This is a genomic window from Amphibacillus marinus, assembly GCF_900110345.1.
Taxonomy (GTDB): Bacteria; Bacillota; Bacilli; order Bacillales; family Amphibacillaceae; genus Amphibacillus_D; species Amphibacillus_D marinus.
The window spans coordinates 1-15,687 of sequence record NZ_FODJ01000011.1 but is presented as its reverse complement, the minus strand read 5'-3'; the positions used below and the strand labels follow the sequence as shown (position 1 = coordinate 15,687).

The window sequence follows — 15,687 nt, the reverse complement described above, 5'->3', positions numbered from 1 at the left end:
ATCTCCCTTACAAGGGGTTAATCAAAATCAATTCCCTTGGTTAAATTTGATTTCTCTTGATCAATCATTTTTGTTAATCGCGTTGAAAATTCTTCAGCAGCATTTACACCTAGACGTTTAAGACGGAAATTCATTGCAGCAACCTCAATGATAACTGCTAAATTTCGCCCTGGTCTTACAGGTAGCGTAGCTTTAGGTACATCAACATCAATGATCTTTATTGTTTCCTCTTCCATTCCAATGCGATCATATTGTTTTTTATCATTCCAATTTTCCAAATTAATGACATAATCAATTTTCTTATGTGACCGTACTGCACTTGCGCCAAATAAGGTCATCACATTAATTATGCCCAATCCTCTTATCTCTAATAAATGTTCAATTAGCTCTGGTGATGAGCCAATTAATCGATCATAATCCTCTTGACGAATCTCAACGCTATCATCGGCAACAAGTCGATGCCCACGTTTAACAAGTTCAAGGGCAGTTTCGCTCTTTCCTACACCACTTTGCCCAGTAATCATTACACCAACACCATGGATATCAACAAGCACACCATGCATTGCCGTAAACGGCGCAAATTTGGCTTCAAGGAAATTGGTAAGCCGACTAACTACACGAGTGGTTTTATATGGCGAGCGTAGCAACGGAACATGCGTTTCATTACAGGCATCAACTAATTCTTGGGGAACGTCCATCCCACGTGAAATAACAATACATGGGGTGACATCTGTACAAAGCTTAACAGATCGATCAACCCGTTCTTCTGTAGTAAGCTCCTTAAAATACGATAATTCTGTTTTCCCAAGAATTTGCAACCTTGCTTTCGGATAATAACGAAAATAGCCAGTTAACTCAATACCTGGGCGTGAAATATCACTCATAATAAATTCTCGATCTAACCCTTGCTCACCTGCAATGAGTTCTAATTTAAATTGTTCCAACAAATCTTTCGTCTGTACTTTGGCCATCTGGCTTCCCTCCATCTAGCTTCACTTAAACATATGTGTCACTATTGTAGCACTTTTTCTAGCTATATGACACTAAAACAAGCTTAGCAGATCAAAGTTTTTATCTATTTTATTTCATTTATTCTGACCCATCCTCTAACACTATTAATTAACCAAATTTCTTCAGCTTCATTAATATCTTTCTTAGCTAAGATTTTCTCGGAAATCCTGTTTTCTTTTAACAACTGGTCACGAAATACACCTGGCAGCAGTCCAGAATTAAGCGGGGGCGTTACAAATTCATTACCAAGCTTAAGCACTAGATTACCAATTGTAAACTCAGTTAAGTGGCCTTGCTTGTTCCAAAGCAGAGTAGAAAAGTTATCTTCCTCATTTACTGCTAGTTTTTGATAGCATTGCCGCTGCGTCGTTTTATGATATACAAAAGGCGTATTAGTCGTTATTGGTGTTTTCGCTAAATAACAAGTAACGTTTGATTCTAACGGTTTAAGCGGCGCAATTGTTTGTTTTAGCAAACCCTTTTTGTTAACTAACAGTCTTACTTTATAGTGGCCAGAAGGAAAACGTTTGGCTAGATAACTTAATTCATTAAGAATGAGTGATTTGTTAAAATTAAACTGGAAATACTCAGCAGAGTTCGTTAACCTTTTTAAGTGAGCCTCCTTGCGCTCGAACTGTCCGTTACAAAGACTGAGTGACTCGAGTAAACTAAAAGATTGTTGCTCAGCAGTTAATAGAGCAGCCTTTGTTTGGATTTCATCATATTCAAGCTCAGATTCAGAATCCCATGTGATTCCCCCACCAACACCGTAAAGAGCTCGTCCAGTTTGTTTATTTAAGGTCACTGTTCGAATTGGCACATTAAAAACAGCTTCGTTATTTGGCGTAACGTAACCAATCGTGCCACAATAAACATTTCTAGCTGTCGACTCAAGCTGTTTAATATACGCCATTGTTTTAATTTTAGGGGCACCAGTTATTGACCCACACGGAAACAGGGCAGCTAACCAATTCGTCAAGCCACTTTCTGGCTTCAGAGTAGCCTTGATGGTGGAGGTCATTTGGTGCACAGTGGGATAGGTTTCGACACTTAATAAATGCGGCACATGAACCGAACCCTCGACGGCAATTTTCCCTAAATCATTTCTCAATAAATCGACAATCATTAGATTCTCGGCCCGCTCCTTCTCCGAGCCAGTTAAATAAGCCTTTTGCTCCTCATCAGTATAATAATCGAGCCCTCGCTTCGCAGTACCTTTCATTGGTTTAGTTGTAATGACACCATTATTCACCTTGAAAAAAAGCTCTGGAGAGGCTGATAATATTTGATAATTTTCTAAATCTAAAAAAGCACTATAAGAGGCTTGTTGATTCTTCATTAGCTTATGATAAAAAGATGCACCATCACCTTTAAAATTACTTAGCAATCGAGTAGTATAGTTCACTTGATATGTATCGCCAATTCTAATTGCTTCTTTAATTTTGCGAATATTATCCTGATAGGTATGGTATGACTGGGTATCCTGCCAATTGGCAATTTCAAAATTTGCTAACTTACTAAAAGGGGGGGCTGGCGAAGGCTTCTTGAAGCTGGCAAACCAAAGCAAAGGCATATCAGCACCACTGTTCACTTGATAATTAACATCGAACGCTGGAGCAGCCTCATAAGATAAATAACCGGCAATATATCTACCTAATTCAATTTCTTGTTCTAGTTCCTTAAGTATCGGTACTATTTCTGATCGTTTATAAGTAGAGAAGATCCGCTCTGGATTTTTAAAAAGCAAAGACTGACCTTCTTGAGTGCCATTAGAAAAATCAAACCTTAAATTAACTTCCTTCATCATTATCACCTCGATATCCATGGCATATTGTGCCAATATTTTGCTTAATTTATGCCGATTACATAAGTACCTGTAACCACTACTGGCTTCCTTCAATAACATTCTCCGTAACATAACAGAGAACGTCATCTCTATTATGCAGAGAAAACGTTCAGAAAACAAAATATATAATTAAACACCATCTAGTGAAGCAAGCACAATCGGTCACCTGAATCCATTACTGAAAAAAGAGTTTCCCTAAAATAAACCGAATGGCACGTTGTTCATATCGGTCCTTTACTTACTCGTTAAAAGGGTATCTCTTATTAATTTATTAAGGACCAGATTAATAAGCGAAATTACAATAGCAGCCATCACGGCAAGACCAAAGCTTTCAATTACAAATCCAGAACCAAGAAACTCCTGGGTTAGCATTAGTGTAATAGCATTAATGACAAATAAAAACAGTCCCAGTGATAACAAGGTAATTGGTAAAGTCAAAATAATTAACAATGGTTTTACAACTGCATTTAAAATTGAAATGATAAAGCTAGCGAGTAAGGCTATCCCAAAGGTATCGATATGAAAGCCGTCAAATAACTGAGCCACAGCAACTAATGCAATCGCATTTAAGATCAACGATAATAGCCATTTAGTCATTTGTCTCACCTTTTTTGGGAATGATGATAGCGGCTGCGATATAAAGTAACACCAGAGGGAAAATTGCACTAAAAATCATTGCGATAACGTAGCCTAAACGAACGAGCGTAGCATCAATCTCTAGGTATTCAGCGACACCACCTAAGACACCAGTAAGCATGATATTTGTATCTGAGCGGTATAACTTTTTTGACATATAACAGCCTCCCTATCTTCTTAAAATTTTTAGCCTTTTAAAATTCCCAGCGATAAAATGTTTCAGTTGATAGTTTATTTTTCACTATTGCATCTAACTGATCAGGCCCTTGGTTAATTCCGCCCAATATTCCCGCCGCCTGCGACTTGTGAGCGACAATGGCTTGATATTTTTTTTCGAAGGTATCCGTAATTTTATAATAAATCTGTGGTTCCCCTAGGTCTTTTTCTTTATCCTTCTTAATCGCTAACGCCCAAACTTCTGGGCGCTGGCTTGGCTCAATGAGCTCAACTGCTGCAATAGCAGCGGCGCCAAATGCATCATGATCAGGATGCACGGCGTAGCCAGGATAGTAGGAAATCACAAGTGTTGGTTTTATTTTTTCTAGAAAACTGTATAAGTGCTTGGCTACATCACGCTTCGGCTCAAATTCCAACGTTTTATCTCGGTAACCTAATTGTTCAAGATTAATGTCTAGTACTTGGCATGCCTTAACAAGCTCTTCTTGTCTTATTTGAGGCAATGTTTCTCGATTCGCAAAGGTAGGATTCCCCATATTGCGCCCCATTTCACCTAATGTCCCACATAAATACGTGACAGGAACACCTTGCGCTCGAAAACGCGCTATCGTTCCCGCAGCACCAAACGCTTCATCATCTGGATGTGGGAAAATAACAACAACATGCTTATGTGCCACAGTAGCAGCCTCCTTTTAGTTATCAAATGGATGTTTACTTAGCTCAATTGTTACAAGTAAACGCCCTTGTAAATCATGTCCAGCTAACAGTAATTGTGCCTGTTCATTAATGTGGTACTCTCTCAGTCCTTCAGCATAAACCCAACCTTGCTCAGTCTTTAAACCCACTCGATAGTTCGAGGCATCTCCACTAATTTTCGCCTGGTTAAAGGTAATCTGTGTATTTCGAATAAAAGCACCAACATTAAAAGCCTCGCGATTATGATGGGTTGCATATGCACCATTGGTTGTTTCAAGGTGCAGGTATGCAGGCTCCCCTATATAATAATTAAGCTGTTCTTGAACTTTTTCCAAATTAATTTTCTTCATTGTCACACCTCGATTCCTTTTGCCGAGCTTTGCGCAATTTGATCTTGCTTACGCTGTTGGTCCCTTGATAAAATGGGTTTTAAATATCTTCCTGTATAAGAAGCCTTTACCTCAGCCACTTGTTCAGGTGTACCAGTGGCTACAATTTCACCACCGCGGTCACCACCCTCTGGTCCTAAATCAATAATATAATCAGCTGTTTTGATGACATCTAAGTTGTGTTCAATTACTAACACAGTATCACCACTTTCAACTAACCGTTGTAAAACAATTAATAAACGACCAATATCATCAACATGTAAGCCAGTTGTCGGTTCATCTAAGATATATAAGGAACGACCATTTGAACGCCGGTGGAGCTCACTTGCAAGCTTTACCCGCTGCGCTTCACCCCCAGATAAGGTGGTTGCTGGCTGCCCGAGTCTAATGTAGCCGAGACCGACATCAAAAACGGTTTGTAATTTACGTTTAATTTTAGGAATATTTTTAAAGAAATCAAGCGCCTCTTCAATGGTCATCTCCAACACATTAGCAATGTTATTCCCTTTGTATTTTACTTCAAGCGTCTCTCTATTGTAACGTTTGCCATGACATACCTCACATGGTACATAAACGTCTGGGAGAAAGTGCATCTCAATTTTAATTATACCATCTCCACGGCAAGCTTCACAGCGTCCCCCTTTAACATTAAAGCTGAAACGCCCCTTTTTGTAGCCACGAATCTTGGCTTCGTTTGTTTGCGCAAAAACATCGCGAATGTCATCAAATACGCCCGTATATGTCGCAGGATTTGAACGTGGTGTTCGGCCAATCGGTGATTGATCAATATCAATTACTTTCTCTAAATGCTCACTTCCGGTTAACGCCTTATGTTTACCAGGTTTTTGCTTGGCCCGATTTAAGACCATTGAGAGCTTTTTGCGAATAATCTCATTGACTAAGGTACTTTTACCAGAGCCTGACACGCCTGTAACTGTGGTCATTACCCCAATTGGTATTTTAACAGACACGTTTTTCAAATTATTCTCGGCACCACCCTTAACTTCAATAAAACGACCATCAGTATCTTTACGCTCAAGCGGTAATGGAATATATTTCTCTCCTGAGAGGTATTGACCAGTTAACGACTTCTTATCGCGCATTACTTGTTTTGGGGTACCACTTGAAACAATTTGGCCACCGTGTTCCCCAGCACCTGGACCAATATCAACAAGATAATCTGCTGCTAACATGGTATCCTCATCATGCTCGACGACAATAAGGGTATTACCTAAATCGCGCATTTGTTGTAGCGTTTCAATTAGACGATCATTATCTCTTTGATGAAGTCCAATTGAGGGCTCGTCTAAGACATAGAGCACACCTGTTAGTGCCGATCCAATCTGGGTAGCTAGACGAATACGCTGGGCCTCACCACCAGAAAGGGTCCCTGCTTTTCTTGATAACGTTAAATAATCAAGGCCAACATTAATTAGAAATGTAAGCCGATTATCAATTTCCTTTAAAATCATCTTTGCAATTGTTTTTTCCTTATTTGAAAGCTCAAGCTGCACTAGAAATGCTCTTGCCTCGGTTACTGCCATACGTGTAACTCGACCGATATGCAGGCCATTAATGAGGACAGATCTAGCTTCCTCATTTAACCGATTGCCCTCGCACTTAGGACAATCCTTTTGTGCCATATATTTTTCCATTTGTTCTCTAATGTACTCAGAGCTTGTTTCGCGATAACGTCTGGAAATATTATTAAGTACACCTTCAAACTCAACATGGGTATCTCGTTTCATACCATAATCATTCTCATAGCTAAAATGAATCTTTTCTTTACCACTGCCATGAAGAACCTTATCAAGTTGCTGCTTAGGAAGCTTATTTATAGGTTTGTCCATATCAATGCCATAATGTGCACATACACTCGCTAAAAGCTGTGGATAGTATTGTGAGCTCGTTGGCTGCCAAGCAACAATTGCTCCTTCATTAAGGGTTAATGCCTTATTAGGGATAACTAAATCGACGTCAACCTCTAGCTTACTACCTAATCCATCACATTCTGGACAAGCGCCATACGGTGCATTAAATGAAAATAACCTTGGTTCTAGCTCACCTACAGAAAAGCCACAAATTGGACATGCATGATGCTCACTGAATAACAGCTCCTCTTCATCAATTACATCAACAATAACTTGACCTTCACTAAGTCTGAGCGCAGTTTCTAGCGAGTCACTAAGTCGACCAGCTATCCCCTCTTTAATGACAACTCGATCAATCACAACCTCAATGGAGTGTTTTATATTCTTTTCAAGCTTGATATCCTCACTAATTTCTACCATTTCGCCATCAACTCTAAGTCGGATATAGCCTTCCTTCTTAAGCTGCTCAATTACTTTGACGTGTTCACCTTTACGACCAGAAATAACCGGTGCTAGAATTTGCATCTTTGTCCGCTCTGGATAAGCTAAAATGCGGTCTACCATCTGCTCAACCGTTTGCGATGAAATCTCAACCCCATGCGTTGGACAAGTAGGATGACCGATACGCGCATAGAGTAAGCGTAAATAGTCATAAATTTCAGTTACCGTTGCCACCGTTGAACGGGGGTTTTTACTGGTTGTCTTTTGATCAATTGAAATTGCTGGTGATAAACCCTCAATCGTATCCACATCAGGCTTGTCCATTTGCCCAAGGAATTGGCGTGCATATGCTGACAATGACTCGACATAGCGCCTTTGTCCTTCAGCGTATATCGTATCAAAAGCAAGGGAGGATTTACCTGAACCAGATAATCCCGTTAGAACAACTAACTTATCCTTGGGAATATCTATATCAATATTTTTTAGATTATGAGCACGTGCTCCTTTAATTGAAATATGTTTTTTTGCCACCCTGATCATCCCTCCGCTTTCAATTCAAGAACAAGATCACGTAATTCTGCTGCTTTTTCGAAATTAAGCTCTCTCGCAGCCTGCTTCATTTCTTGTTCCATCTGCTCAACTAGTTTTATACGTTCTGCTTTGCTCATGTCTGCCAGCTTAGGTCGTGCCTCATCATAGCCTGCTGGATCTTCAGCGGCCATTGTTGCCCGAATGACATCACGCACCTCTTTATTAATTGTCTTTGGTGTTATGCCATGCTTGCGATTATAAGCTTCTTGTTGTTCTCTCCTTCGTTCAGTTTCATCAATGGCTCGGCGCATTGAATCAGTCATCCGATCTGCATACATAATGACCTGACCATTTTCATTTCTTGCAGCACGACCCATTGTCTGAATTAAAGAACGATCTGATCTTAAGAAACCTTCTTTATCTGCATCGAGAATAGCAACGAGTGATACTTCTGGAATATCAAGACCTTCTCTTAATAAGTTAATCCCGACAAGAACATCGTATTTACCCACCCGCAAATCTCGAATGATTTCAATCCGTTCCAGTGTTTTTATTTCTGAATGTAAATATGCGATCTTCATTCCAATTTCCTTTAAGTAATCGGTTAAGTCCTCTGACATTTTCTTCGTTAATGTGGTGATCAACACCCGTTCATCTCGTTTAATCCGCCTGTTTACTTCTCCAATTAAATCATCTATTTGACCTTCAATTGGTCTCACATCAACAAGGGGATCCAGTAAACCAGTCGGTCTAATAATTTGCTCGGTCATCTTAGGGGTATGCTCCAACTCATATGGTCCAGGCGTTGCCGAAACAAAGATAAACTGATTAGCTTTTTCTTCAAACTCTGTAAAAGTCAAAGGTCGGTTATCAAGAGCTGATGGTAGTCGAAAACCATGATCAACAAGCACTTGTTTTCTTGCTTTATCTCCATTAAACATTCCTCTAACCTGAGGAAGTGTCACATGCGATTCATCAATGACAATCATAAAGTCATCTGGGAAGTAATCAATGAGCGTATATGGGGTTGATCCGGCCTCTCGTAACGTTAAATGGCGAGAGTAATTTTCTATACCAGAGCAAAAGCCCATCTCAGCCATCATTTCCAAATCGTATCTGGTTCGTTGTTCAATCCGCTGCGCCTCAAGCAATTTATCATGATCGCGAAAGTACTTAAGCTGCTGCTCAAGCTCTGCTTCTATATTTTTCATTGCAACCTTTAATTTGTCTTCTCCTGTAACGAAGTGAGAGGCAGGAAAGATAGCCACATGCTCACGGTCACCCAGTATTTCACCAGTTAAGGCGTCCACTTCACGAATGCGTTCAATTTCATCACCAAAAAATTCAATACGTAAGCAATGTTCTTCTCGAGAAGCAGGAATAATTTCAACAGAATCGCCACGCACCCTAAACGTCCCGCGTTGAAAGTCAATATCATTTCTCGCATACTGAATATCAACTAAATTACGTAACAATGCGTCGCGATCCTTTTCAATTCCAACCCGTAAAGACAGAACTTGACGACGGTATTCTTCTGGTGAACCAAGACCATAAATACACGAGACACTCGCAACAATGAGTACATCCTCACGCTCGAATAAAGAAGAGGTTGCTGAGTGACGTAACTTATCAATCTCGTCGTTGATACTAGCATCTTTTTCAATAAAGGTATCTGTGGAAGGGACGTAAGCTTCTGGTTGATAATAATCATAATAACTAACAAAATATTCAACTGCATTGTTAGGGAAAAACTCTTTAAATTCACTATATAGTTGACCAGCTAATGTTTTGTTATGGGCAATAACAAGCGTGGGTTTTTTAACCTCTTGTACCACATTTGATACGGTGAACGTTTTCCCTGTCCCCGTTGCGCCAAGTAAGGTTTGAGCCCTTTTACCCTCTCTCACACCACTAACAAGCTCTTTTATTGCTTTAGGCTGATCGCCTTCTGGCTTATATTTTGAAATTAATTCAAATGATTGCCCCATCACTATCGTCCTCCAATCTGTCTAACTACCTTTTTGCCCAACCAATTTATTGCTAAACCTATTATACACAATTTATTTTATAAATGCGAACGAACATTCGATTATTTTTTAAAATTTGATAACTCATCCTTCCAAGCTTAAGTTTTTAGTTAAAACAAAGCAAGCTTAATGAACTATCATTAAAATACTTTGGAAACTCTTTACCAATGCAAAAACTTAGCATACACTAGGAAGTGTTTTATATAAAAATTCAACTTTCAAAGTTTAAAAAAGATGTACAATTTCTGCACGACAACATCATATCAAGAATGACGTGTAGAACTTGACTATTGTCTATATGATCGACACATTTTACGCTCAAATCGACCGTGAATTCACTTTCACCAAAGGGCACGAAACGGCATCTTCTTTCACTACTTGCATTGTAAAAAATAGTGTCGCTCTGGCACCCAACGGCACACAGGATGATAGTCCAGGCCGTGTCCACAGAAAGCGAAGTACCTTACTTTCCACAGCGGCGTCGCTCCTCCGTGACAACAAAAAGTATGTTTGATTAAAACGTCAATTGACGTATTTGCTTGGCTAGGAAACTAGTCACGCTAATGATTTAAGTGCAATTCGATGCTAAAAAATAAGAAAGCTGAGCACAAAAATGCTCAGCTTTAAATGTTAACCAGTATAAATAAATTAATATAGGGAGCTAAAGGGTTGTTCTTCTAAATAAGTTTTAGCTATAGGATTGATCATATTTATTGACATCGTAAAGGTCAATCAATTTAATATCAGCATGTTTATCCTGAAACCATCTTAACGCAAAATCATTTTTGAATAAGACCAGAAAAGTGCCGTCTCGATCCTTAACAAGTAAATTACGGTCATCAAACAATTGTGTGTCAACTTTTTCCAACTCTAGCCATCTTGGAATACGTTCTCCTATTGACTCTAAATTAACTTCTACGTTATATTCATGTTTCATTCTGTGTTCAAACACTTGATACTGAAGCTCACCTACCGCACCGATAATATGACTTTCCATTGGATAGCCGGTAAAAAGCTGAATTGCCCCTTCTTGAACAAGCTGCTCAAGTCCTTTTTTAAATTGTTTGGATTTCATCACATTTTTCGCTGTTACGCGCTTAAACAGCTCAGGTGGAAACTGGGGAAGCTCATCATACTTAAAGTTTTCTTTACCTTCTAATAGTGTGTCACCAATCCGATAAATACCCGGATCATAGATACCAATAATATCGCCAGGAAATGCAGTATCCACCGTGTCTCGTGAAGAGGCAACAAATTGTTGTGTTTGTGTTAACTTAATTAACTTATTTGACCGCGTTAGCTTAACCGTCATACCACGTTCAAACTTACCAGAACACACTCGTAAAAAAGCTACGCGATCACGGTGAGCTGGGTTCATATTTGCTTGGATTTTAAAGATAAATCCTGAAAAATCAGCTTTTTCTGGCTGAATAAGTCCTTCTGTCGTTTTTCTCGGCTTTGGATTGGGAGCCATTTGAATAAACGTATCAAAAAATACCTCTACTCCAAATGGCGCAAGGGCAGAACCAAAGAAGACTGGTGTCTGATCCCCAGACAAAACGGCATCCAATGAAAACTGATCACCCGCCTCATCCAATAGCGAGAGCTCCTCTTTCATATCTTGAAAGGTTGGGTCATTTATGAGGTCCGGATGATTGTCGAGCTCTCCATCCGCTAAATAACTTTCTTTTTCGTTACCATTAAACTTAACAAATTGGTTCTGATAACGATCATAGATACCTAAGAATCGCTTCCCCATTCCTGCGGGCCAATTCATCGGATACGTTTCAATATCCAATACTTCCTCTATTTGCTCTAGCAGCGCTAACGGCTCTCTGGCCTCTCGATCCATCTTATTAATAAAAGTAAAAATTGGAATGCCTCTCATCTTACAGACCTTAAATAATTTAATTGTCTGAGCTTCAATCCCTTTTGTCGCATCAATGATCATCACGACGCTATCAACGGCTGTTAGGGTCCGATAAGTATCTTCACTAAAATCCTCATGACCTGGTGTATCAAGAATATTTACTTTGAAATCTTTATAAGGGAAATTCATTACGCTGGAAGTTACTGAAATTCCACGTTGTTTCTCAATCTCCATCCAGTCAGATGTCGCATACTTCCCTGTTTTTTTTCCTTTAACCGTACCTGCCGTTCTAATTAAATTACCAAACATTAATAATTTTTCGGTCAAGGTAGTTTTTCCTGCATCTGGGTGCGAAATAATGGCAAACGTCTTTCTTCTTTCAACTTCTAATTTAATTGTCATCTAACCATACCTTCTCTTAAGTTATTCGAACTTTTTCATATTATATCTTAATGAAATTAGCACAATTCACAGGTATACGTCAATCCCCTCCACTTAAGTTAGTAGCTAATAAATTTCTCTTTAAGAAAAATTAAGCTTTGCGCAGTAATTTGTTATAATGAAGGGATACATTCTCAATATCGTTTAATTAACTTATTATCAAAAAAGAGGTGCTATTCTTGTCATCATTATTTATCGAAACACAGGATATTATAAAAATTACTGGTCAGCGCTTCTATCGCCGTGGCCTTGACTACTATAAAAAGGGGCGAGTGCACCAATTAAGCTTTAATCGGGCGATTCAATGCTGGAGTGCTACTGTTAAAGGCGCCTCTAGCTATCAGGTAAGAATATTTCTTTTTAAAGATGATGATCTTGAAGCAACCTGTAACTGCCCAGCCTATGAAGCACATTACACCTGTAAACACATCGCCGCTGTTTTGCTAGCCATTAGTCATAGCCAACAACCTAATCAAGTCTACCAGGAACCCGTTATTCAACAATCAACTGATCCATTCCCACTAAGAATGATTCAAGCCTTTGAAGCGAATGCACCTGGTGTTTCACAGGATAGACAGCTTTTGAAGATCATGTTTATCCTAACAGAGGTTAAACAAGGTGCCAACATGGAAACCTATTATAAACTTAGTATAAAAGCTGGTGACTCTCAATTATTTATTGTTAAAGATATTGAACAATTTATTGAGGCTCTCCTTAATCAGCAAGTATATAAAATAACCAATACCTTTAGTTATCGACCTAATCTGTTCTCTCTAATGCCAAACGATCTTTTAATCTGTGAGCTAGTTGAACAAGCGATTCACCATGCTCATGTCTATAGAACAGATTTTTTAGAGCTTGACAATAGAGAACTGGTCATTCCTCCTTTTTTACTAAAGGAGTTATTAGCACATTTGGTTGGGAGTATGCTGACATTTATTAAAAGTGAGGATAACAGCTCGTTCGCAGAAATTCACAGCTATCAATCACTACCACAGTTAGCTATTCAGGTTGAGCTTAGCAATCAACACGCCTATTCTGTTAACCTTAGTCAGCTCTTTAAGCATCACTTTTCTCATGCTTATCAGCTTCTTGTTTATAATAACCATTTTTATTTCTTATCTTCAGAAAAGGTTAAGATTCTAAAACAGCTTTATGCTTTATTACCTTATCGCCAAAAGCAAACCTATCTAATTAATCGAAGTCAAATGCCGGATTTCGTTGGTCACGTTGTTCCCAAACTAAAGCAAATAGGGTCTGTCCAGCTTAGCTCAGAGACTGAGCGAACATTGAAGCAGGCACCGCTATTACCGAAACTATTTGTAGATGAAGAAAAAGGATCACTAACAGTTAGCTGTAGTTTTCAATACGACCAAATTGAAATTAGTCCATTTCAAAAACAAGTTAATCACGAGCAAGTATTATTAAGGGATTTCGCGGGAGAAGCTGCGATCATTCAAAAATTAGAAAATAGTGGTTTTCATTATTTAAATCAGCGCTTTCAACTATTTAATGAGGCACAAATTCATCACTTTATTAATAATGTTATACCTGAGTTAACTAACCAAGCTTCTATTTATTTATCAGATAAGGTTAAGCTATTGCTGACTAAGAGTAAGCCCCAGCTTCACTCAAATATTGACCTTAATCATCAAACAGGGTTGTTAGATGTTCAATTTGATATTGAAGGCATTACAAAGGACGATATTGATGCATTACTTGAAGCATTAATAGAGAAAAAAAGCTATTTTCGAGCTTCAAATGGGCCCCTTATTGATCTAAACGATCAAACTTTTGCTGAGTTTAAAGCCCTTGCTGATCAGCTTCGTATTAAGAAAAAGGATATTCAACATGGTGAAGCGCATATTCATGCAGCACGTGGGCTTCAAATTACACAAGCATTGTCAAACAATAATACGCACTACTCTAAGACATTTAAACAGCTTTTAACGACACTTAAGCATGGAAGAAAGGATGATTATCCATTACCAGTTGGGTTAACCGCTGAACTTAGAGATTATCAGTTAATCGGATTTAAGTGGTTTAAAGCGCTCGCTTCTTATCACTTAGGCGGTATCCTAGCTGACGAGATGGGCTTAGGGAAAACCGTTCAAGCAATTAGTTTTATAGCAAGTGAAAAGGAAACAGCAGCTCAGCAAAAATCACTTATTATTACGCCAGCATCTTTACTATACAATTGGAAAAAAGAATTTCAAAAATTCGCTCCCGAGCTAATCGTTAAAGTAATTACAGGTACTAAAACAGAACGAAGAGAACGAATTAAAAGTAACAAAAAGGTTGACGTCTTGATTACTTCCTATCCGTTATTAAGACAGGACTATCCGGTACTTGAAGATCAACAGTTTGATATTGTAATACTAGATGAAGCCCAAGCGATAAAGAATCACCTTACTCAAACAGCCAAAGCAACAAGACAAATTAGGGCAACTCACCGTTTTGCCTTAAGTGGAACACCGATAGAAAATCGCCAAGAAGAGTTATGGTCAATATTTCAGACCATTTCTCCTGGTTTCCTTGGCTCCAAAAAACAATTTGTTAACTACTCAAATGAACAGATTAAGCAAATTACCCAACCGTTTATTTTACGCAGATTAAAGATCGATGTGTTACCTGATTTACCGGAAAAAATAGAGTTTGAACAATATTCCGATCTCACTATTGAGCAAAAACAAGTATACCTCGTGTATTTGCAGAAGATGCAACAGAAATTAGATGAGGCTATTCGGAGCAACCAATTTGAAACAGGTAAGCTAGATATTTTAGCTGGCTTAACCCGGTTGCGACAAATTTGTTGTCATCCTAAGCTCTTTTTAGATAATTATCAAGGTGAGTCGGGAAAACTCTCACTCTTACTGACTATTCTTGAACAGTTACAAGCACAAGGACGCAGAGTGTTAATTTTTTCTCAGTTTTCTAGCATGCTCAAGCTTATCTTAGCAGAGCTAAATAAGCTTAACTATTTATCATTTTACTTAGATGGTCAAACGCCAGCACTTGAGCGCGTGGAGATGGCAGAGGCATTTAATAATGGTGACTGCAATGTGTTCCTCGTTTCTTTAAAGGCTGGTGGAACTGGCCTTAACCTTACAGGAGCAGACACTGTTATTTTATTTGATCTTTGGTGGAACCCGGCAGTCGAAGCGCAGGCGGCAGGTCGCGCACATCGAATCGGACAGAAAAATAAAGTTGAGGTCATTCGTTTAATTACTGAGGGCACGATTGAAGAGAAGATCTTTCAATTGCAACAGGGAAAACGTGAACTTGTTGATCAGATAATTGCACCAAGCAACACGTTATTATCAAGTCTAACCGAAGCGCAACTGCGCGAACTACTAACATTTGAGCAGAATGAATAATACACTTGAGTCAATTTCATAATTTATATTAACATAGGAAAAAACGAACATTAAAACTTATTATTGAGTTTTTAAACGTAGTTAGCTAAAAATAAACACATGAAAAAATCCACTAACTAGCATAGCGTGTCGCATTCAGCAGTCCCTTCGCTTTCACCCACTGGCACAAACGAGACATGGGCACGGCCTCAGCTAACTTTGTCAAGCACAGAACGCTTGACAAAGTGGATCTTCGGCTCGCGCTGGGGTTGCGATTACTCACCCCATCAAAGTGATTTGTTCCCATAGGAGTCTACGGGACTGCTGAATGCTTGATGATAGGTATGCTTACCCCTTCTTTTATTTGTGTGAGCATAAATTGAAAGATTAAATAC

At 38.8% G+C, this 15,687-nt stretch carries 10 protein-coding genes; 1 reads left to right on the top strand and 9 read right to left on the bottom strand.

The features are described from left to right. Positions 1 to 17 precede the first annotated feature (17 nt). From hprK to BM000_RS13175, 9 genes are all read right to left on the bottom strand, one after another. On the bottom strand, positions 18 to 971 hold the full coding sequence (gene hprK / locus BM000_RS13215; RefSeq protein ID WP_091499346.1) for an HPr(Ser) kinase/phosphatase: 954 nt from the start codon (positions 969 to 971) through the stop codon (positions 18 to 20). 104 nt (positions 972 to 1,075) lie between these two features. Beyond that, a complete protein-coding gene (gene pabB / locus BM000_RS13210; protein ID WP_245751678.1) occupies positions 1,076 to 2,911 on the bottom strand; it encodes an aminodeoxychorismate synthase component I in 1,836 nt (611 codons plus the stop codon). Between the two features lie 180 nt (positions 2,912 to 3,091). Continuing rightward, positions 3,092 to 3,454 (bottom strand): phage holin family protein, encoded by a 363-nt coding sequence (locus BM000_RS13205; protein WP_091499341.1) that lies wholly within the window; start codon positions 3,452 to 3,454, stop codon positions 3,092 to 3,094. Next, complete coding sequence (locus BM000_RS13200) at positions 3,447 to 3,650, bottom strand: PspC domain-containing protein (protein WP_091499338.1); 204 nt, start codon at positions 3,648 to 3,650, stop codon at positions 3,447 to 3,449. Before BM000_RS13200 ends, BM000_RS13205 begins: the two co-directional genes overlap by 8 nt. A gap of 37 nt (positions 3,651 to 3,687) precedes the next feature. Next, positions 3,688 to 4,347, bottom strand: coding sequence for a bacillithiol biosynthesis deacetylase BshB2 (bshB2, locus tag BM000_RS13195; protein WP_091499335.1), 660 nt, complete (start codon positions 4,345 to 4,347; stop codon positions 3,688 to 3,690). A 15-nt stretch (positions 4,348 to 4,362) separates the two neighbouring features. After that, positions 4,363 to 4,716, bottom strand: coding sequence for a DUF1806 family protein (locus BM000_RS13190; RefSeq protein ID WP_091499333.1), 354 nt, complete (start codon positions 4,714 to 4,716; stop codon positions 4,363 to 4,365). Between the two features lie 2 nt (positions 4,717 to 4,718). Further along, the gene (gene uvrA / locus BM000_RS13185; RefSeq protein ID WP_091499330.1) at positions 4,719 to 7,598 is read right to left on the bottom strand and encodes an excinuclease ABC subunit UvrA; all 2,880 of its coding nucleotides are present in this window, start codon (positions 7,596 to 7,598) and stop codon (positions 4,719 to 4,721) included. A gap of 5 nt (positions 7,599 to 7,603) precedes the next feature. Then, a complete protein-coding gene (gene uvrB, locus BM000_RS13180) occupies positions 7,604 to 9,586 on the bottom strand; it encodes an excinuclease ABC subunit UvrB (RefSeq protein WP_091499328.1) in 1,983 nt (660 codons plus the stop codon). 727 nt (positions 9,587 to 10,313) lie between these two features. Beyond that, positions 10,314 to 11,897, bottom strand: a complete 1,584-nt coding sequence (locus BM000_RS13175; RefSeq protein ID WP_091499325.1) for a peptide chain release factor 3 — start codon at positions 11,895 to 11,897, stop codon at positions 10,314 to 10,316. A 218-nt stretch (positions 11,898 to 12,115) separates the two neighbouring features. Between BM000_RS13175 and BM000_RS13170 the strand changes: the two genes are divergently transcribed. Continuing rightward, on the top strand, positions 12,116 to 15,313 hold the full coding sequence (locus BM000_RS13170) for a DEAD/DEAH box helicase (protein WP_091499322.1): 3,198 nt from the start codon (positions 12,116 to 12,118) through the stop codon (positions 15,311 to 15,313). Positions 15,314 to 15,687 lie beyond the last annotated feature (374 nt).